Annotated in this window: 16 protein-coding genes and 1 pseudogene; 2 read left to right on the forward strand and 15 right to left on the reverse strand. The window is 63.1% G+C overall.

The annotated features are described in order from the left end of the window. Positions 1-12 precede the first annotated feature (12 nt). Entirely contained in the window at positions 13-1,281 is a 1,269-nt protein-coding gene (gene oiaX, locus U1R88_RS16495; protein WP_322432205.1) for a 3-oxo-isoapionate-4-phosphate decarboxylase OiaX, read from the reverse strand. Positions 1,282-1,486: 205 nt separating this feature from the next. On the opposite strand from oiaX, the gene U1R88_RS16500 reads away from it, so the two are divergent. Then, on the forward strand, positions 1,487-2,209 hold the full coding sequence (locus tag U1R88_RS16500) for a transcriptional regulator NanR (protein WP_322432206.1): 723 nt from the start codon (positions 1,487-1,489) through the stop codon (positions 2,207-2,209). Positions 2,210-2,293: 84 nt separating this feature from the next. On the opposite strand, the gene U1R88_RS16505 is transcribed toward U1R88_RS16500, so the two are convergent. From U1R88_RS16505 to U1R88_RS16570, 14 genes and pseudogenes are all read right to left on the reverse strand, one after another. Then, the gene (locus U1R88_RS16505; RefSeq protein WP_322432207.1) at positions 2,294-3,322 is read right to left on the reverse strand and encodes a Gfo/Idh/MocA family protein; all 1,029 of its coding nucleotides are present in this window, start codon (positions 3,320-3,322) and stop codon (positions 2,294-2,296) included. Continuing rightward, entirely contained in the window at positions 3,322-4,386 is a 1,065-nt protein-coding gene (locus tag U1R88_RS16510) for an ABC transporter permease (protein WP_322432208.1), read from the reverse strand. Before U1R88_RS16510 ends, U1R88_RS16505 begins: the two co-directional genes overlap by 1 nt. Next, positions 4,383-5,963, reverse strand: a complete 1,581-nt coding sequence (locus U1R88_RS16515) for a sugar ABC transporter ATP-binding protein (protein ID WP_322432209.1) — start codon at positions 5,961-5,963, stop codon at positions 4,383-4,385. Before U1R88_RS16515 ends, U1R88_RS16510 begins: the two co-directional genes overlap by 4 nt. Next, positions 5,960-6,619 carry a DUF2291 family protein gene (locus U1R88_RS16520; RefSeq protein WP_322432210.1) on the reverse strand — a complete coding sequence of 220 codons (660 nt, stop codon included), beginning with the start codon at positions 6,617-6,619 and terminating at the stop codon, positions 5,960-5,962. Before U1R88_RS16520 ends, U1R88_RS16515 begins: the two co-directional genes overlap by 4 nt. A 343-nt stretch (positions 6,620-6,962) precedes the next feature. Then, the gene (locus U1R88_RS16525; RefSeq protein ID WP_322432211.1) at positions 6,963-7,904 is read right to left on the reverse strand and encodes a D-ribose ABC transporter substrate-binding protein; all 942 of its coding nucleotides are present in this window, start codon (positions 7,902-7,904) and stop codon (positions 6,963-6,965) included. Between the two features lie 89 nt (positions 7,905-7,993). Next, positions 7,994-9,343, reverse strand: a complete 1,350-nt coding sequence (locus U1R88_RS16530) for an MFS transporter (RefSeq protein WP_322432212.1) — start codon at positions 9,341-9,343, stop codon at positions 7,994-7,996. Between the two features lie 144 nt (positions 9,344-9,487). Next, positions 9,488-10,315, reverse strand: a complete 828-nt coding sequence (locus tag U1R88_RS16535; protein WP_322432213.1) for a phosphogluconate dehydrogenase C-terminal domain-containing protein — start codon at positions 10,313-10,315, stop codon at positions 9,488-9,490. Positions 10,316-10,603: 288 nt separating this feature from the next. Continuing rightward, a complete protein-coding gene (locus U1R88_RS16540; protein WP_322432214.1) occupies positions 10,604-11,560 on the reverse strand; it encodes an NAD-dependent epimerase/dehydratase family protein in 957 nt (318 codons plus the stop codon). Further along, the gene (locus tag U1R88_RS16545; RefSeq protein ID WP_322432215.1) at positions 11,529-12,410 is read right to left on the reverse strand and encodes a glycosyltransferase family 2 protein; all 882 of its coding nucleotides are present in this window, start codon (positions 12,408-12,410) and stop codon (positions 11,529-11,531) included. Before U1R88_RS16545 ends, U1R88_RS16540 begins: the two co-directional genes overlap by 32 nt. A 279-nt stretch (positions 12,411-12,689) precedes the next feature. Beyond that, positions 12,690-13,769 (reverse strand): YkvA family protein, encoded by a 1,080-nt coding sequence (locus U1R88_RS16550; RefSeq protein ID WP_322432216.1) that lies wholly within the window; start codon positions 13,767-13,769, stop codon positions 12,690-12,692. Positions 13,770-13,956: 187 nt separating this feature from the next. Further along, a pseudogene (locus tag U1R88_RS16555) lies at positions 13,957-14,260 on the reverse strand (transposase); the annotation flags it as partial. Between the two features lie 354 nt (positions 14,261-14,614). Continuing rightward, the gene (locus U1R88_RS16560) at positions 14,615-15,523 is read right to left on the reverse strand and encodes a hypothetical protein (protein WP_322432217.1); all 909 of its coding nucleotides are present in this window, start codon (positions 15,521-15,523) and stop codon (positions 14,615-14,617) included. Positions 15,524-15,588: 65 nt separating this feature from the next. Further along, entirely contained in the window at positions 15,589-16,941 is a 1,353-nt protein-coding gene (locus tag U1R88_RS16565) for an ATP-binding protein (protein ID WP_322432218.1), read from the reverse strand. Next, positions 16,941-17,702, reverse strand: a complete 762-nt coding sequence (locus U1R88_RS16570) for a response regulator (protein WP_322432219.1) — start codon at positions 17,700-17,702, stop codon at positions 16,941-16,943. The genes U1R88_RS16565 and U1R88_RS16570 overlap by 1 nt, the downstream gene beginning before the upstream one ends. A 494-nt stretch (positions 17,703-18,196) precedes the next feature. On the opposite strand from U1R88_RS16570, the gene U1R88_RS16575 reads away from it, so the two are divergent. Beyond that, complete coding sequence (locus tag U1R88_RS16575) at positions 18,197-19,375, forward strand: efflux RND transporter periplasmic adaptor subunit (RefSeq protein ID WP_322432300.1); 1,179 nt, start codon at positions 18,197-18,199, stop codon at positions 19,373-19,375. The last annotated feature ends 1 nt before the right edge of the window (position 19,376 follow it).

Here is a 19,376-nt window from a genome sequence, read left to right on the forward strand (position 1 = left end):
TCCTTGGAGATCTCAGGACGCGGCGGCGTCGGTGCCGAATTTCTGCAGGGACTGCGCCAGTTCGCGATGCTCGCGCGCATAGGCGTCGAGTGGGACGCCCTCGACGGCGGCCTCCCAGGCCTGTCTGACAGCGCGCACACCCGCCGCCGGACCGCCTGGATGGCTGACCACCCCGCCACCGCACAGATAGAGCAGGTCCACGGTCTGCCGGGTGCGGGCATAGGTATCCGGCGCCTGGCCACCCCATTGGCCCGAGCAAACGACCGGCACGGGGCAGACATCGCCCTCGAACAGAGGCGTCGTCACGGCCTGGAAGGAGCGCACGAAGGATTCGTCAGACTCCCAGTATTTGGCGCGGATACCGTTGATCTGGAACTGATCGATGCCGAGCAGCCGCCAGAACTGCTGGTAGACCTCGAAATCCATGCCGAGGCCGGGATGCCGCGTGAGGATATCCCAGCCATTGCGATGGGCATGCAACGCCAGATGGGAGCGCTTGCGCAGGAAGGACAGGCCACCAAGGCCTATCGAATTGATGTTGATCACCGCGGCATTGCCACTTGCCCGCACGACGATGTCGTGGTTGCGCATCATCTCGTCGGGATCGCTGTGCGAGATGCCGAAGGCATACATCACCTTCTTGCCGGTCTTCTGCTCATGATCGAGGATGACAGGCATGATCGCCTTCACGCGATCCTCGAGGCTGGAATAGGCCGGGCTCGCCAGCTTCTCGTCGTCCTTGATGAAGTCGACCTCGGCTTCGACGAGTTCGCGCACCTGCTCGGCCGATTCGGGCGGGCGCAGCCCCAAGGCAGGCTTGACGATGGAGCCGATCACCGGCCGGTCGACGACGCCGGTCAGCCGCCGGGTACCCGCCATGCCGAATTGCGGGCCGGGATAGGCAGCCGTGAAGGCCCCCGGCAATTGCATGCCGGTGACGCGGATGCCGCTGAACCCCTTGATCGAGTAAACGCCACCGATGGTGATCGTCATCAAAGCCGCCAGATCGGTGCCGATCGCCTCGATCGGAAAATCGATGTCGACATCGGCACGCCTGTAGATTGCGCCGACCGGTGCCGACGGGTCGGGAATCGAGGGAACATCCAAGGCCTCCAGGGGGCGGATCGCCACGACGCGTGCGGCGACACGCGCCTTGAGCTCCGGCGTCTCGCCCGGCAGGCTGACGAAGGTACCGGTCGACTGATCGCTGGCAATCTTGGCGGCCAGCTTCTCGACATCGCCGGCCGTCTCGATGCGATAGGTCATGCGGATGACGGACATGGTACCCATTCAGTCTGGGCGCTCACAGCGCCTGGTCTGGAATTGCTTAACAGGTATGATGAGTATATCATGACTTAAGTTGAAGCAACGGAAATTCGCCTTGTCTGTTTCCAGACAGCGGTGGCACTGTTGCAGGAGCGGACTTGCCTCGCGGAAGAACAGGCGGCAAAGACCGCCGAACCCACGGCCTCAATCGGAATGCCCCATGCCCCTCACCGATCAACGCATTGTCCGTCGCAAGCTCTCCGATGAGGTTTTCGACCGCCTCAAGGCGCTGATCACCGGCGGGGAACTGCAGCCGGGAGACCCCTTCCCTTCCGAACGCGAATTGATGGACCGCCTCGGTGTCGGCCGTCCCGCCATCCGCGAAGCCATGCAGCAGCTGAGCATTTTCGGCCTGCTCACCATTTCTCACGGCGAGCGGGCACGCGTTCGCCAGCCGACCGCCAGGTCGATCTTCCAGCAGGTCGACGATGCCGCCAGCGTGCTCCTGTCGAGTTCCCCGGCCTCGCTGGAGCATCTGAAGGAGGCGCGCCGCTTCTTCGAGCTGGGCATGGTGCGTCAGGCGGCGCAGAAGGCCGACGCACAGGCGGTCATCGGCCTGCAGGAAGCCCTGGCGCGCCAGCGCGCAAGCCTTGGCGACGCCGATGCCTTCATCAATGCGGACATGCTGTTCCACACGCGCATCGCCGCCATCTCCGGCAACCCGCTGTTCGAGGCGATGAGCGAGGCCATGCTCGGCTGGCTGAAGCAGTATCACACCGACTTGCTGATCTGGACCGGCAAGGAGAACTACACCTTGTCCGAGCATGAGGACATCCTCAATCGCATCATCGCGCACGATCCGGACGGGGCCGAACAGGCGATGGTCAGGCACCTCGATCGTTCCGCCTCGCTCTACGTTCACCAGACCGTAGCGTTGGCGTGAGAAAGCGTCGAAGAAGCGAGGCGCAGACTCAAGCGCTCCGCGCCTGCGACCCCAGGGAGGCACGTCATCTATGTGTCGGTTGAATCAGATCGAGGCCATCTCGATCGTCTGGCCACTGGCGGCGCTGGCATAGGCCGCCTCGACCAGGGCCATCGTGGCGATATTGTCCCGCCCGCTGGTGGAGGGTTCCTCGCCGTTGTGCAGGCAATGCAGCCAATGGCGCTGGATGGCGAGCACGCTCTCCTGGATGTTGTGCCACGGGCGCGAGGCCCAGGGCAGCAATGGCGGCGACAGGTCGACCTCCTCCCGCCCGCCGGGTCCGTTCACGACAAGGCGATAGCCCGTACCGAGCCGCAGCGTGCCCGCCGAACCGTCGATCTCGACGAGCGTCTCGGGGAAAGGATCGACCGGCAGCCTGGTGGCATAGCTGCAATCGACCACAGAGGACAGGCCGCCCTCGTGATCGAGCAGCATCGTGGCGACATCCTCGCCCCTGATGGCGGGGTTGACGCGCTGGGTGCGCGCGCTCAGCTGAGTCACCTCGCCAAACAGGAAGCGGGCAATGTCGAGGATATGGATGCCCAAGTCCTCGACGATGAAACGTTTGCCTTCGGCGAGATAGGGCTGGCCGCTGAAGACGTCGAAGCCGGAACGGAAGGACACGCGCGCCCAGAAAGGCCGGCCGATGGCATTGGCGTCGAGACGCGTCTTCACGGCCTGGATCGCACTCTGCCAGCGGAAATTCTCGTGCACCATCAACGGTACGCCGGCGAGGCGGCAGGCCTCGACCATCGCGCGCGCATCCGCCATCGAAAGCGCGAAGGGCTTCTGGCAGATCACGGGAATTCTCATCTTCGCTGCGAGCTCGACCAGCGGGCGGTGGCTCGCCACAGTGGTGGCGATATCGACGAAATCCGGCTTCTCCGCCTCGAGCATCTGCTCGGCATCGCCATAGCGCCTGTCGATGCCGAAAAGGTCGCCCGCCTGGGCAAGGCGTTCCGGATCGCGGTCGCAGAGGGCAACGATGTCGACGCCCTCGGCGTCTCGCCAGGCATGGAGCTGGTTGATGGCGAAGAAGCCGCAACCGATCAGGGCACCTCGATAGGACTCCATCAGGCCAGCCTCGCCATCTGGCGCAAGGCAACGCGCTGCTGCAGCCGGCGCTGGGCCTGGTCCACCACCACGGCAATGACGATCACCAGGCCCTTGATCACCATCTGCCAGAACTCGCTGACCCCCATCATCACCAGCCCGTCGGAGAGAATGCCGATGACGAAGGCACCGATGACGGTGCCGCCGATGGTGCCGCGCCCACCCGACATCGAGGTACCGCCGAGCACCGCCGCGGCGATGGCGTTGAGTTCGAAGCTCTCGCCCGTGGCGGGATGCGACGCCATCAATTCGGAGGAAACCACCAGGCCGACGACGGCGGCGCAAAAGCCCGAGAACATGTAGACGAAGAGCTTCACCCGGTTGACCCGGATACCCGACAGGCCCGCGGCGCGCTCATTGCCGCCGACCGCGAAGATATGGCGGCCGAGTGGTGTGCAGCGCGCCATATAGGCGGCAGCCAGCGCCAGCACGGCGAGGATCCACACCGAGGCCGGCAGGCCGAGGAGGCGTCCTGCTCCCAGGACGGCATAGCCCTGGGTGCCGAAATCGGCGCGGCCGACCAGATTGGGGAAGGTCGCGCCATCGGATGAGAGAAGCGCCAGGCCGCGGGCGATATAAAGCGTGCCAAGCGTCGCGATGAAGGGCGCGACATTGAGCTTGGTGATCAGCAATCCGTTGACGGCGCCGATCAGGATGCCCACCAGCAGGGTGATCGCCATCACCTCGTAGATGTTGAAGAAGATGGTGTAGCCGATGCGAAGGTCCAGGCCGTTGAGGATCAGCCCGCCGGCGACCATGCCGCACAGGCCAACGATCGATCCGACCGACAGGTCGATGCCGCCGGTGACGATGACGAAGGTCATGCCCATCGCCAGGAAGGCATTCAGCGCCACATGCTTCGACATCAGGATGAGATTGGCCGTGCTGAGGAAGTTCGGCGCCGCCAGCGAAAAGAAGATCAGTACGGCGAACAGGGCGATGAAGGTGCGCAGCTTCATCAGGTTCAGGGCAAGCGAGCCGCTTCCCGCGGACGGATTGTTCAAGGTTTCCTGCGCGACTGTCATGCCTGCGCTCCGTGATTGGCAGAAGAAGAAGTAGGAACAGGGCCATGGCCGAGCGCGGAGGCGGCTACCACCTTGGCGGCCGTGGCCTCGGCCCGCTCGAACAGGGCGGTGAGCTTGCCGTTGCTCATCACGGCGATGCGGTCCGACAGCGCCATCACCTCGTCGAGGTCCGATGTCACGAACAGGATGCCGAGACCATCGGCGGCGAGCCGCCGCATGGTGCGGAAGACATCGGCCTTGGCGCCGACATCGATGCCGCGGCTGGGCTCGTCCATCAGCAGCACTTTCGGGCCGGTCATCAGCGCCTTTCCGATCACCACCTTCTGCTGGTTGCCGCCGGACAGGGAATTCACCTCCAGCTCGGGATCGGCCACCTTGATCGACAGGTCCTTGACGGCGGCGCGAATGGCGGCCTGCTCGCGCCCGCGCCGGATATGGAAGCCGGCGAGAAAGCGGCCGAGGGCGGCCATGGACAGGTTGGCGGCGATCGAAAGGATGCTGACCAGCCCCTCCCTCTGACGGTCTTCCGGGATCAGGGCCAGGCCCCGGCGGATGCGTCCCGTCACGTCCTTTTCCGCCACGGGCTTGCCGTCGACGAAGAGGCGGCCCGTGGCATGGCGATGGCGTCCCATCACGCATTCGAAGAATTCGCTGCGCCCGGCGCCCATCAATCCATAGATGCCGACGATCTCGCCCTGCCTGACCGACAGCGAGACATGGTCGACCGCGAGGCCCCCGCTCACGCGCGGCAGGCAGACATCCTCCGCGCGGAAGACTTCCGGACCGAGCGGATGATCCTCGGTCTTGGCGAAGTCCTTGGCGTCGGAGCCGATCATCTGGTGCACGATCCAGGGCACGTCGACATTGGCGATGCGCTCCTGCCCGGTGACGCGGCCATCGCGTAGCACGGTGATGTAGTCGCCGATGCGGATGAGCTCTTCGAGCCGGTGGGAAATGTAGACGATCGCGACGCCCCGCGCCTTGAGGTCGGCGATGACGCGAAAGAGGATCTCGACCTCGGCAGCGCTGAGCGCGGAGGTAGGCTCGTCCATGATCAGGATGCGGGCGTCCTGCGCCACCGCCTTGGCGATCTCGACCAGTTGCTGCTGGCCGATGCGCAAATCCTCCACCGGCGTGCGGGCATCGATGCCGGCCTCGAGCCGCTCCAGGAACTCGGCAGCGCGGCGTTCTTGCTCGCGATGGTCGATGCCATAGGGCAGCCGCACGATTTCGCGGGCGGCGAAGATGTTCTCGGCGACGGAGAGATTGCCGAACAGGTTGAGCTCCTGGAACACCATGCCGATGCCATGCGCCACCGCCTCGCCGGCATCTCGGAAGGCGACGGGCTTGCCGTCAAGCAGGATGCGCCCGTCGGTGGGCTGCACCACCCCTGCAATGATCTTCATCAGCGTTGACTTGCCGGCGCCGTTCTCGCCGACCAGCACGTTCACGGCACCGCGGCGCACGTCGAAATCGGCATGCCTGACGGCGACCGTGCCGGAATACACCTTCGACACGCCTTCCAGGCGCAGGACGACGTCGTCATCGGGCGCGGCAGGGTAGCCCTCCCCCGTCATGACGCTGCCCCGAGGCTCAGTTCGGCGGGCGTTACCAGCGGCGGCTTGCCGCCCGGCTCCAACACATAGGCACCGAGCACCGTCACGGAGCGACCGGCCAGCTTTTCGCGCGGCAGGGACTGCAGCACGTCCGCATTGACCCGGGCATTGAAGGCCTTGCCGAACTGGGCGTATTCGATCTGGTTGGTGAAGGCATTGAAGGACACGAAATCCAGGCTGTCGCGCAGGGCTGTGCCGCGCACGGCCGGTCCGATCTGCACCACCATGTCGGCCTTGCCGTCCCCATCGACATCGACGTCGATGGTGGCGGCGCGCGATCCGGTATTCGCTGCCACGATGCGGCCCTCGGCCTTGACCACATAGGTCCAGGGCACGGTGCCCTCCTTGGCCCGATACCCATATTTCTGCCCGGCCTCGTCCGCACTCTTGGCGGCAAGGTCGCGGACGACGACGAAGTCGCCCGCCTTCGCCTTGAGATGGGGCAGGACCTTGGCTGCCCAGATCGCGTCGACGGCCTTGTCCGGGTCGAAGACGGGGCCCGCGCCCGAAGCGCCGACCTGTCTGGCGGCCTCGACCTCGGCGGTCGGCACGATCTTGCATGCTGCAAGGGTGAGCGCCATCGCGGCGATCATCAGCCTGTTGGCAAGCCTGGGCATGGATTGGCTCCGGCCTCGATTGTCGGGATCAGGAACAGGCCCGGGACGCCTCCCGCGAGGCCTATCGCAGTCACACATCTCAACTTCGCAAGAAAGAGTGCGACGATCCTTCCCCGGTTTCGGGGAAGGTGTCATTTCGTAGAAATGACGGAAGGGGGAGAGTGACGCCTGCAGGTCCGAACCTGGTGAGATCGCGCCACTCGACCCCACCCGAGCCGGCTTTGCCGGCCCACCCTCCCCGAAGTCGGGGAGGGATTGCGGCGCCTTACTCGTTTTGGTCGAGATGTGTGAAGTCGAAGTCGATAGATCGCGAGGCGGGTCCCGAGCGACTTTCATCGCAACGTCAATTCGCCAGCGCGAAGGTTTCGAGCTTGCCGGCATTGTCGGGCGTGATCAGCACGCAATCCATCAGCTGCTTTTCCTGGGCGGGGCCCTTCTTGGTCTTGATGTAGGTGTCGGCCTGCTCGACGGCGGTCTGGGCCTGGAGATAAGCGGGTTGCAGGACGGTGGCCTTGATACCGCCCTGCTTGATGGAATCGCGCACATCGTTGGAGCCGTCGAAGCCGACCACGATCACATCCTTGCGGCCAGCGGCCTGCAGCGCGGCGATCGCGCCCATCGCCATGGTGTCGTTGCCGGAAATCACGCCCTTGATGTCAGGATTGGCCTGCAGGATGGTCTCCATCTTGCTATAGGCCTCGGTCTGGCTCCAATTGGCCGACTGGCGCGCCACCATCTTGAGGTCCGGATAGTCGTCGATGACGTCATGGTAGCCCTTGGAGCGAATACCGGCATTGGTGTCGGCCTCCCGGCCGACCAGCTCGACATAATTGCCCTTCTCGCCCATCAGCTTGACGAACTCCTGCGCACCGGCCTGGGCGCCCTGGTAGTTGTTGGAGACGATCTGGGCGACGGCGATGCCGGCGACGTTGATCTCGCGATCGATCAGGAAGGAGGGCACGCCGGCATCCTTGGCCTTCTGCACGGCGGCCACCGTGGCGGCGGCGCCGGCATTGTCGAGGATGATGGCCTTGGCACCGCGGGCGATGGCTGTGTCGATCAGCTGCGACTGCTTGTTGGCATCGTCGTCATGCACCAGCACCAGCGTGTCGTAGCCCAGCGCCTTGGCCTTGACCTCGGCCCCCTGCGCTTCCGCCTTGAAGAAGGGGTTGTCGTGCGATGGCGTGATGATGGCGATGAGATCGGCGGCCAGGGCCGTGCCCATTGTCGCCGATGCCATGACGCCGGCGAGCGCGGCTCCCAGCAGAAGTCGTTTCAAGCTCATGTCGTCCTCCCATTATGTGTCGACGGTTCAGTCCGGATGGCCGCCGGTTGTGTCCGGCGGATCATTCTTTGCCAGGATGCGGGCCGCCCTCAGGGCCTGAGGGGCGCATAGGCCCGCGCGCCCTCCCCGCTTTTCCTGATCTCCCGCCCGACGAGGAAGGCGAGGATGGCCGAGAGCAGCATGAAGGCTCCCACGATGATCATCGGGGCTTGGTAGAGGCCGGTGTAGTCCTTGACGGCGCCGGTGACATAGGGCGCGGCGAAGCCGGCCACATTGCCGATGGTGTTGATGAGGGCGATGCCGGCGGCGGCCGCCGCGCCCGACAGGAAACGCCCCGGCAGGGACCAGAAATTCGGCAAGGCCGAGAAGATGGCGCAGGCCGTGACGGTGATGCAGGCAACCGTGGTCTCAGGCGATGGCATATAGAGCGCCAGCGGGATGCTGACCGCGCCGATCAGGGCTGGAATACCGATATGCCAGGCCCGAACCCCGCGCTTCGTCGCGTCACGGCTCCACAGATAGAGAGCGATGGCCGCGGGCAGATAGGGAACGGCAATGACCAACCCGGCCTGGAACACCGTGAATTTGGTGGCGAACTTCGCCTCGAAACCGGAAACGATGGTGGGCAGGAAGAAGGCCAGCGCGTAGAGGCCATAGATCATGCCGAAATAGATGAGCGCCAGGATCCAGACCCGGCCGCTCGACAGGGCCGCGCCGATCGAGCCATTGTGCGGCTCGCGCTTGGTGCTGTCCTCGCGGGCGAGTTCGCCGGTGAGCCAGGCCTTCTCCTCGGCGCTGAGCCACTTCGCATCTTTGGGCGAGTCCGGCAGGTAGAACCAGGTGACGATGCCGACCAGGATGGCCGGGATCGAGACGCCGAAGAACATGATCCGCCAGCCTTCGAGGCCGAAAAAGCCATGGGCCTGGATCAGCGAGGAGGCCAGCGGCGCGCCGATCACCGTCGTCATCGGCTGGGCGATGTAGAAAAGGGCGAGGATGTTGGCCCGGTGGCGGGCCGGCACCCAGGTGCTGAGATAGAGGATCGCGCCCGGGAAGAAGCCTGCTTCGGCAATGCCCAGCAGGAAGCGCAGGACATAAAGCTCGGTGACCCCGCTGACCCAGGTGAACAGCACCGAGACGATGCCCCAGGTCACCATGATGCGGGCAAGCCAGCGGCGACCGCCGAATTTGTGCAAGGCCAGGTTGCTGGGAATTTCGAGCAGGATGTAGCCGATGAAGAAGATGCCGGCGGCAAAGCCGAATTGCGTGGCGGTAAGCCCGAGGTCCTTGGTCAGGCCGTGTGGGCCGGCGAAGGAAATTGCGGTCCGGTCCAGGAAATTGATGAAGAACATCAGGCCCAGGAACGGCGCCAGGCGCCAGGTGGCCTTACGAATGGCCGACCGTTCGACGGGGGCGATCGCGAGGGTGTTCGAGCTCATTTTTCCTCCCAATGAGCAAAGCGCTTCCTCCCCTATGTTCTTGTATGGAGGGCGCCGGCGGCTGGCTGCTCGACGGATCGTCGGCAAGCCTGGTCGAAAGCAGGCAGCCGCCACCCAGGGGTGACGGCTGCTGCAGGATCCGGTTCAGGTGATGCGGCGGATGCTGTCGGCGATCTCGCTCGGCTCGAAGACCCGCTTCCAATCGTCCCGCATGAGGGCCGGCTTGCCGAAGGCGATGGCCTTGTTGCAGGCGTCGGAGAACACACCCTTGACCTCGTCGAAGATCACCGCGCCCAGCACGTTCATGTGCCCGAGCAGGAAATCGCGGGCCGCCTCATGGGGCACGCCCCGTGCCACGACCTCGTCCATGGCCTCGCGCATCACCACCAGAAGGGTCGCGCAGACGGTCTCCGACAGGCCCGGTTCCAGCAGCGCCATCTGCTCGACGGTGACGCGATGGGAGCGCATCACCGGAGCCCAGATCACCTTGGCGATCTCTTCGCCGATCGCATAGGCGCTCTCCGGGCCCTGCATCAACGCGCTGACGATGTGCTGCTTGGCAGCAATCCCGCCAAAATGATCCTTCTTGGCGGCCATCTCCGTCTCGTCATTGAAGATCGGCGGATGGCAGGGATGGGTGACGAAATAAGTCAGGTCGGGGCGATCGGGCAGGTGACCGGCAAAAGGCGCGGCGGCGTCGAGCACGACCACCATGGTGCCGGGCTTGAGCTTGTCGGCAATGCCGGCCGCAACCTTGCCGATCAGCGTATCGGGCACTGCGAGGACGACCACGTCGGCCCCGTCCAGAGCCGCATCCGGCGCGGCACTGTCGAGGCCAAGTCCGGTCTTGAGACGTTCCTGGCCGGCCGCGCTCACCTCGACGTGCCGGACCTCGAAGCGGGATGCCTTGAGGTTGCTGGCCAGCCGGTAGCCCATCTTTCCCCCGGCGCCAAAGAGCGCGATCGTCGTCATGCAGATCTCCTCTCGAATTCGAGAGGCTTATAGATCTACTGGTATGATGAGTCAATCATCACTTATGATAATGATGTTCTCTCGCCATTTTCTCCGCTCACGGGTGCCGATGCCACCATGCCGGCGAACGGCCACCTGCCGCGCGAGACAACGCACGCGGCAGATAGATTATTATAAATATATCAATGTCTTATTGGGAATTTTGTAATTTTATCATCAGGAAGCAAAGGCAACGCTTATCACTCGCCAATGGCGGCGACGTGCCTTAGGCAGACTGCTGTGTTGGCGCTACGCTTCCAGGCGCGCCTGCCACCATTGTATCGTCTCCGATAGCCGGTCGCGCATGGTCCCCATCGGTCGATATCCGACCTCGTTGCGCAGCCTCGTCACATCGGCAACGATGACCGGCGGTTCGTTGGGGCGATCCGGCAGGGCGCCGAAGCGGAGCTCTCCGACACCGCCCGCAACCGCGCGGATCTCTTCAGCCAATTCCTTGATGCACAAAGCTTCTCCCGAAGCGATGTTGACCGCGCCGTTGACCCTCGACACGGCAAGCCTCGCCAGGGCTTCGCCGGCGTCGCGCACATTGGAGAAATCCCTGACCTGCACGCCCGAGGACATCAGCACGGGACGCCGGGCCAGAAGATTCATGACGATCGAGGAGACCAGCCTGTTAGGGTGTTCATTCGGCCCGAACAAAAAGAACAACCTGCCCCAGGCGAACTCGATACCGCGCGTTGCGGCCAATTCCTCGATGATCCGGCGCGCGGCGTCCTTGGAAACAGCATAGAGCGTGCTTGGTCGAATATTGGTTTCCACTTCGCTGCAGGCATGACCCGACGAGAGGTCATATTCCATGCAGGTGCCTGCACACACGATGCGCCGCACCCCCGACTGGTGGGCGGCGGAAACGAGCTGGATCGTCGCCACCGTCCATCGCAGATTTGCCTCCGCGTCCCAGAACTTTCCATGTTCCACATCCCAGGCCAGGTGAAGCACGACTTCCGGCTTGGATATGGCAAGGGCGACCTCCGCCATCGAGGGATCGAGCAGGTCGGCGACGATGATCTTGCATCCCGGCATGGTCGCGAGTTTACGCGAGACGACGAAGACTTCGTGCCCCGCCGCCGCGAGCGACGCGGCAGCCCATCTGCCAATAAACCCCGTCCCGCCTGTAACGAGTACACGCATTATTGCCTGCCCATGATATTGCTCAGAAATCTGTATTGTAGCTGGCGCCGCCAAGATCCATGAGCAGCTTTCTCTTTATAACCTTGCGAATCTTGTAGACCCGACGGTCAACATAGATTGGCAATATTGATCGCAAGATCAGCTTCTCAACCTCGGAATACTGAGACCGTTCGATATAGAGGCGGCACTGCGCGGAAAATTTCTTGCGAAGCTCGGTCATCAATGCAAGCGGGGGAGAGGTCCCCTTTTGGGGCGAATAACCCTTGACGACCAAGCGCTGAACGAAGAGCGCCTCGGGCACGACGACGACCGCCTTCTCGAGCAGCGACGGGAACAGGATCAAATGATCGAGGGCCCAAGGGTGGGAGAATGCGCGCCAGCATTCCTCGAAATCCGCAAGCAGCCGGTCCCGGCGCCACAGACCGTAGAACCATCCGGCATGCGAATTGAACATGAGCTGGATGATCGAGATCAGGTTTGATCTACCGACAAAGGGCTTTGGGCGGCTGACGCGCACTGTCCTGCTGAGGGTTTGCGTGCGCGTGGTCGGCACGGCAACGTTTGCGCTCGGCTCAGCCACGAGAGAAACGTAGAGCCTCTCGATATAGTCCGGCGCGCACAGATCATCATGAGCACGCCACATGACGAACTCGGCTTCGCAATCTCTTAGGACACTGAGAAAATTGGGCATTGCCCGAATATTTTCCGGATGCCTGATATATTTGACGCGGCTGTCTCTGGCTGCGAACTCCTGCGCAATCTCCGGCGTGGAGTCCTGAGAAGCGTTGTCGTATATGCGTATCTCGATATCTCGAAATGTCTGAGATATCAGGCACTCAAGACAGTCTCGCAGCTGCTCCGCGCCATTATAGACTGGAACACCTACTATCACTTTCGCAGTCATTGCATTTATCTACCTGCACCCGATGGACAGAAAAGCGCCCCGGCATCCCGGGCGCCGTGCAGCGCACCACGTGAACGTTGTGGGATTGAACGGAAGGCACCGGCCGGAACTCTAAAGTCTTGCAACCTTCGTATGATCCGTATTCTCGGCCTTGGGTGGCCGGAACATCAGAACTAAGGACGTGAACGGTGACTGAAACTTGGCATCTCGATTAAGACTTATTACGATTTGTTATGTCGCAGGAATATCTCTCGCCGACGTGAGGTTGTTACTGCTGATCTACTGATATTCGAGCCGCCGCAGCATTCGCTGCACGGAGGCGCTATCGGGCCTTCGGCGCGCAAGCGAGCTGCCGCCGCGTTTATATTTGGTCAGCCGGCCTGCCAGGAAAGCGAGAAATGCGATGATGATCGCATCGTCGACATATCCGTAGAAGGCGGAATCGGGGATCAGGTCATTGGGCATCAGGCTGTAGGAAACGGCCGCGATACCGAGCAGCACCGGTGCCACAAAGCGGACAAGATGGTCGTTCTTCCACCGTCGCCTGCGCTTCCTGGCGATCCGCACCCGGGATGACCGGCTCCCAGCCAGGTTCTTCGGCCGTGCCGGCGCATCGCCGGACAGGATGTCGCGCCCCTGCTCCCTGAGCATCTGGAAATAGGGATCGTCGGCGGACTCGGGATAGAAATCCAGCAGTTCGAGAATGCCCCTCACCGTTTCGTGGTCGAGACCATTGCCGCGGCCGCGAACCCCGACATTGAGGCGGCTGGCCGCCTTGCCCTGTACGGCTTGAACTGCCTGCCTGATCTGGTCATCGGAGACGGCGGCCTGTGCGAAGTTCAGCACCTCCTTGGTGATCTCGACAGGACCCTCGATCAGTTCTTCATAGGTAATCAGCAATCTGTTCGGGGCATTGCGCCAGCTGACATAGAAGTTCAGGTACCAGGGAATGGCGAGGCGAGCGATCATGCGATCCAGGGTCGCGTCGTCCAGATGCGCATGTTCCGGTCTCAGCCAGATCATCGGCCACAGATTTCCCTCGCGCCGGATGTGATCGCGCAGGCTGACGACGCAATCGAAGAGGCTCCGAACCAAAACGATGGGGGTGATGCCATAGTCCTGGCACATCTCCTCGGTCCAGCGATGGTTTCGGATGTGCAGCTGGGCGACATAGTCCTGATCATCGATCTGTTGCAGATAGAATTCGTCGAGCTCCTGCTCCCTGCGTCCGGCGGCCGGAAGCGGAACGGCTCGCTTGAAGTCTCCGATTTCGCTGATGATGTCCGAAAGGAAGGTCGATCCGGACTTCGGCATGCAAGCCAGAAGGATGTGAGTGCGCCGCTTTCCGTTTTCGGTCATCGTCTCTCGCAGTTGGCATATTTGGTCGTTTGAAGGGGACTGAGGTGCGAATGCCGGATCCCGGCCGGACTCAGCCGACATCCGGCTTGTTCACGACCACCTTTGACCCGACCGGAAATTCCAAGCGCTCTCCGGCAAAGGGGGACGCAGATTGCCGGCGCCATCTGGAGACAGGCGCAAACAGGCGCGCCCTGATATGTTCGCCATCGACCGAAAGGTCCTTCGGCACGGGCCCCGCCGCGGCCAGCCCGGCAAAAATCCGGTGCCAGACATGCCGTTGCGACCAACGATGGAAACGATTGTAGATCGTGCTCGGCCGGCCATAGACAGACGGCACGTCGCACCATCGACAGCCCGTCCTCAGGACATGGAGTATACCCGAGATCACCCTACGGTCGTCGACACGGGGTTTTCCGGCCTCCCCGTACGGAAGATGCGGCTCAAGAGCCCCCCCATGCTTCATCTGACAGCCAATAGAGGCTCTCCGCCATATCACGTCCTCTCGAGATTCACTCCGGCCCAGGCATATGAGTACGCGCACCAGGCAGAGCCGCCTTCGCAAAATGCGCGGATTAACTTTCCAATAATCGCCCCTATAAAATTAATTGCTTTTAGGATCGTATATTTATTAAAGATAATTGATAAATAATATTGAACTACAATTACTATATATTGACATATATTTGCTATAATAAATATTCAAAATTATTTACTTACAATTCAAGATATTAAGAAATATTACGGAATAGCGAGGTCGATCCGAGTCATGCCTGGAGCGACCTTCCATGGTTGCGGAAAGCGGCCATTTCTGCCCGGTAATCGATGCTCGATTTTCCGGCAGGCGTTCAGTTGGGGAACACTCTGCGTCCAGGGTTGGCTGGCCGCCCGGTCATTCTGCGCAACAACTGGTCGAGAGCGGCAAAGCCGTCCCCGACCATGTCAAGCGGACCTCTTGGATAATGCCACCACAGCCAGACTGCGGTCCGCCTGGCGAACGAGCCTTTGCTGGCCACCCCATCGTTCCCCCAGGCCCGCATGATCAGGCGAGCCCGCTTGCGTGGGCTTCCGCAGGCATACTGGCTCGTTCGATTGTCTGCGACGAGGAGCCCTCCCTGCTCCCCAGCGCGAAATGTCCGGCTCTGCATCCAGCGCCCCGGCGGCCAGGCGGCGCCGAAGCGATCGACGACGAAAGGCGTGAGGCCCCGCGCCATGACCTGCCTGGTCATCCCATTTGGACCAGCCTCGAACAGGTGATCGTCCAGGACCGTCCTGGGATCGCCGAGGGCGAATGCGTTGAACAGCACGGTCCGGACCATGAAGGCATTGCTGCGGATCGCCATGTTGGGAAAGGGCTGGTCCCAGGCCGCTTCATGGGAGCCGGTGGCACCGACCAAGCCACAATCGGCATTGCGATCGAACACTCCGACATAATGCGCGAGCCAATTGGCGGCGAGGACCCGGCTCCACGAATTGAAAACCAGGATGAACTCGGTGCCGCAGCTTTCCGAAACCTCCCGATAGATCGAGACGGGCGTGCGTTCGTCGGTAAAGTGCATCACCTTGGCGGAGGCGCAGGGCAAAGCCGCGAGGTCGGGCTGGTGCGGAAGCCGGTCGCCGATGGCATACCCCTTGGCGGCAAAGACGAAATCATACTCTGCGCCAGCCGGAAAGCGCCTGATGCTGCGAAAGAAGGCGCTGGCGTAACGAAGATCGTTCCCGTGTCGCCAAAGATACAGGACGGTAATGCGGGGCACGAAGTCCTCATTGTGAGACACGCGATGCGAAGCTCCCGAAGCCCGCTGCGCGAGCGCATGACGGTTCAGCGCGGATGATCGAGTGCGCCGGCGGACAGGAAGAGCTTGACCTTGAGGCCATGCGGAACACGGTCTGCGAGGACGATGTCGCCGCCGTGCCGCCGCACGATATCCCTGGCTATCGACAATCCCAGCCCGAAACCCCCGCCGTCCTGCGTGCGGGCAGCATCAGCTTTAAAAAAAGGCTCGAACACCCGCTCGCGCAGATCGGCGGGAATGCCTGGCCCGTCGTCGTCGATCTCGATCTGGGCCTGAGGCTGGGGCTGACGGTCGATGAGCGTGACGGTCACCACACCGCCATGCTTGACGCCATTCTCGACGATGTTGGTGATAGCTCGGGTCAGTTCCCTGGGCCTCGCGCTCCAGGTCAGCTTTGCGGGGCCCTGATAGGTCACCGCATGACCCACGTCGACGAACTGGGAACATATCGTCTGGAGCAGGCTCGGCAGGTCGATCCGCGACATCGCCTCGAACCGGCCATCCTCGCGCAGATAGTCCAGCGTCTCGTTGAGCATGTGCTCGACATTGGCAAGGTCGGTCAGCATCCCCTCGCGGAGCCTGTCTTCCGGCACACGCTCGGCACGGAGCCGGAGCCTGGTGAGCGGTGTCCTCAAATCATGGCTGATGGCGGCCAGCATGCGCGTGCGATCGTCCAGCAGGGCCTTGATACGGGTACGCATATCGTTGAGGGCTTCGGTGACCTGCACGATCTCGCGGGGGCCTCCGCCGAGAATGGGTTGCACATCCTGCGGGGAACGACCGAAGGACTGGGCCGCCGCTGCGACGGCCGCCAATGGCGCGGTGATCGAGCGCACCGCATAGACGGACAGCAGCATCACGAAGATCAGCACGATCGAGAGAACCAGGGCCGTCGGCGTCAGGAACAGGGGCCAAGGCGCCGCGCCGATCGCGGCGTCGAAGACCAGGGCATGGGCCGCGTCGAGCCGCACCGCGATCTGCTGCGAAGGTCCGGGCGCGTAGCGCCGCCCTTCGAGGACCTCGATGCCATTTCCCGACCGGACGTGCCGCAAGACCGGGCTGCTCCATAGAGACCAGTGGGCACTCTCCGGCGCGGACGCCAGATCCGACAGGGGTACCCGCTCCACCTGCACGCCCGCGTTACGGATGGCGGCCAGGACGATGTCTGCTTCCGCTGGTGTTCCCGCCGCCTTGATGAACTGGGTGACCCGCACGATGCGCGAGGCCACCGCTGGCGGAGAATCGTCCGGCGGTGGCGCGCTGAACAGCAGGAGCGCGAGGACGATGTTGATGATCGTGCCCAGCAGCACCGAAACCACGACGAGACCGGTGACCTGCGTCGTGATGCTGCGCGGGACCAGACGTTCCCAGGCTTGCATCAGTCCGGCCCGACGGCAGGCGTGAAGACGTAGCCGCCCAGCCGCACGGTCTTGATCATCAGGGGATCACGCGGATCCGCCTCGATCTTCTGGCGGATGCGGCTGATATGCACGTCGATACTGCGTTCGATCGGCCCGACCGAACCGCCATGGACGAGTTCGAGAAGATGCTCGCGCGACAGGACCTGGCCGGGATGGCGGCAGAAGGCGAGAAGCAGGTCGAACTCGACGCTGGTCAACGAGATGCGCACGCCCGCCGGATCATAGAGTTCCCGGGCCGTTGGATCGACACGCCAGCCGGCAAAGCACAGGCCGCGTTCGCGCGAAGGCCCTGTTTGCGCGGTGGCCGCCGCCCGGCGCAGGAGGGCCCGGATGCGGGCGACCAGTTCGCGCGAATTGAAGGGCTTGGAGACATAGTCGTCGGCACCGATCTCCAGGCCGACGATACGGTCGATCTGGTCGCTGCGCGCCGTGACCATGATGATCGGGATGGCGGATACGGCCCGCAGCCGCCGGCAGACGCTGAGGCCATCCTCGCCCGGCAGCATCAAATCGAGCACCACGAGTTCGACGCCGCCGCGCTCGAGCACCCTGTCCATCTCCGCCGCCGAGCCGACGCAGGAGGCGGCGAAACCGTTCTCCTCCAGCACGTCTGCAAGCAGACGGGCAATCTCGACGTCGTCCTCGACGCAAAGTATGTGCGGCCTCGCCATCGGCGCGGTCTGGGAAACGGAAGAAATGAAAGTCTGTTCGGCTGGCATGGTGCCATCTTAGCGTCGAGCTGCCTGAGCGGCAGCGGCCTTATTATAATTTTTTGTTGCGCCCCGCACAGCTGCCGCCTGAGCAAGGCAACAATTCGTAACATGACTTAATCCCAGCCCCCAGGGACAAGGACTATCCTGGCTTCCCATCGAGCGGCGGCATGATGCCAGCGCCGCCTCGGCAGGAGCCACTCTTTTCCAGATGAATTCATCTGCACGAACAGCCCAGCGTCCGAGACTGCATGGCGATTGTCGCATACGTGCCCAAAGCCGTCAGCGCGGCAAGCGCCTGGCAACCAAACCGGCAGCCTTGCCCGAAGATCGCGATCATGCCCAGGACTGAGAGTACCGCCGCCCTGCGCGATGCCCTTCCGGGCAAGCGTGAGCACGGATCCGAAGCCACTCGGCCCGGCGCCGAGACGCTGCACGCCCGATCGCCAAGTCCTGCTCCGCCGCGCGGCGGGCACTGGCGGCGACGGATTGCAAGCCTGATCATGATAGCGAGCGCCGCCACGCTGCTCGGCTGGCTTGCCAGGACGCAGCTATCACCCGCCCCCGCGGCCGACCTGATCACCGCACCGGCCGTGCTCGGCAATATCGAAGAAAGCGTGGTGGCAACCGGCACGCTCAAGCCGGTCAGGCTCATCGCCGTCGGCGCCCAGGTCTCCGGCCGGATCACCGCCCTCAAGGTCACCGTCGGACAGAAGGTTCGGGCCGGGGAACTCATTGCCGAGATCGACGCCCTGACCAAGGAGAACGACCTGCGTTCCGCCCAGGCCACGCTCGACAATGTCCGGGCCCAGCGCGACGAGAAGGTAGCAACCCTGGCACGGAACGAGGCCTCGCTCGCCAGGCAGAAGCTGACCTTCGCTCAGAATGCCTCCTCGCGCGCGGACTATGATTCCGCCGTGGCCGACGTGAAGGCGACACAGGCCCAGATTGCCCAGCTCGATGCCCAGATCATCGAAGCCGAGGTCTCGGTCTCAACCGCCAAGGTCAATCTCGGCTATACGAGGATCACGGCTCCGATCAATGCCACCGTGCTCGCGGTCGGCGTCCAGGAGGGCCAGACAGTCAATGCCACCCAGTCGGCGCCGACGCTCGTGGTGCTCGGCGATCTCGACACCATGACGATCCGGGCGCAGATCTCGGAGGCCGACGTGGTCAAGGTCCGTCCGGGCCAGCAGGTCTATTTCACCATTCTGGGCGCCCCGGAGCACCGCCTGCACGCAACCCTGCGCTCGATCGAGCCCGCGCCGGAATCCGTCAAGACCGACAGCAGTTTTTCGACCGACAGCACTTCCACGAGCAGTTCGTCCTCTTCCAGTTCATCGGAAGCCATCTACTACAACGGCGTCTTCGACGTGCCCAACGCCGACGGCCAACTGAAGACCTACATGACGGCCGAGGTGCATATCCTGCTCCGCGAGGCCCAGAACGTCCTCACCGTCCCGGCAGCTGCCCTCGGCGGACCGGAGGCGGACGGCTCCTTCAGCCTACGGGTCGTCGAGGCCGACGGCACCGTGGCGCGCCGGCTGGTCAAGCGAGGGCTCGACAACAAGATCACCGCCGAGATTCGAGAAGGTCTGCAGGCGGGCGAGCGCGTGGTGATCGGCGAGACGGGGACCGTCGCCACCAAGACGATGGCCGGACCTCCACCGGGAGGCATGTGAC

It is taken from the genome of Labrys sedimenti, assembly GCF_034424805.1.
Classification (GTDB): Bacteria; Pseudomonadota; Alphaproteobacteria; order Rhizobiales; family Labraceae; genus Labrys; species Labrys sedimenti.

Coding starts and splice junctions, on each gene's coding strand:
- oiaX (WP_322432205.1), bottom strand. CDS start 1,281: ATGTCCGTCATCCGCATGACCTATCGCATCGAGACGGCCGGCGATGTC.
- U1R88_RS16500 (WP_322432206.1), top strand. CDS start 1,487: ATGCCCCTCACCGATCAACGCATTGTCCGTCGCAAGCTCTCCGATGAG.
- U1R88_RS16505 (WP_322432207.1), bottom strand. CDS start 3,322: ATGGAGTCCTATCGAGGTGCCCTGATCGGTTGCGGCTTCTTCGCCATC.
- U1R88_RS16510 (WP_322432208.1), bottom strand. CDS start 4,386: ATGACAGTCGCGCAGGAAACCTTGAACAATCCGTCCGCGGGAAGCGGC.
- U1R88_RS16515 (WP_322432209.1), bottom strand. CDS start 5,963: ATGACGGGGGAGGGCTACCCTGCCGCGCCCGATGACGACGTCGTCCTG.
- U1R88_RS16520 (WP_322432210.1), bottom strand. CDS start 6,619: ATGCCCAGGCTTGCCAACAGGCTGATGATCGCCGCGATGGCGCTCACC.
- U1R88_RS16525 (WP_322432211.1), bottom strand. CDS start 7,904: ATGAGCTTGAAACGACTTCTGCTGGGAGCCGCGCTCGCCGGCGTCATG.
- U1R88_RS16530 (WP_322432212.1), bottom strand. CDS start 9,343: ATGAGCTCGAACACCCTCGCGATCGCCCCCGTCGAACGGTCGGCCATT.
- U1R88_RS16535 (WP_322432213.1), bottom strand. CDS start 10,315: ATGACGACGATCGCGCTCTTTGGCGCCGGGGGAAAGATGGGCTACCGG.
- U1R88_RS16545 (WP_322432215.1), bottom strand. CDS start 12,410: ATGACTGCGAAAGTGATAGTAGGTGTTCCAGTCTATAATGGCGCGGAG.
- U1R88_RS16550 (WP_322432216.1), bottom strand. CDS start 13,769: ATGACCGAAAACGGAAAGCGGCGCACTCACATCCTTCTGGCTTGCATG.
- U1R88_RS16565 (WP_322432218.1), bottom strand. CDS start 16,941: ATGCAAGCCTGGGAACGTCTGGTCCCGCGCAGCATCACGACGCAGGTC.
- U1R88_RS16570 (WP_322432219.1), bottom strand. CDS start 17,702: ATGCCAGCCGAACAGACTTTCATTTCTTCCGTTTCCCAGACCGCGCCG.
- U1R88_RS16575 (WP_322432300.1), top strand. CDS start 18,197: ATGATAGCGAGCGCCGCCACGCTGCTCGGCTGGCTTGCCAGGACGCAG.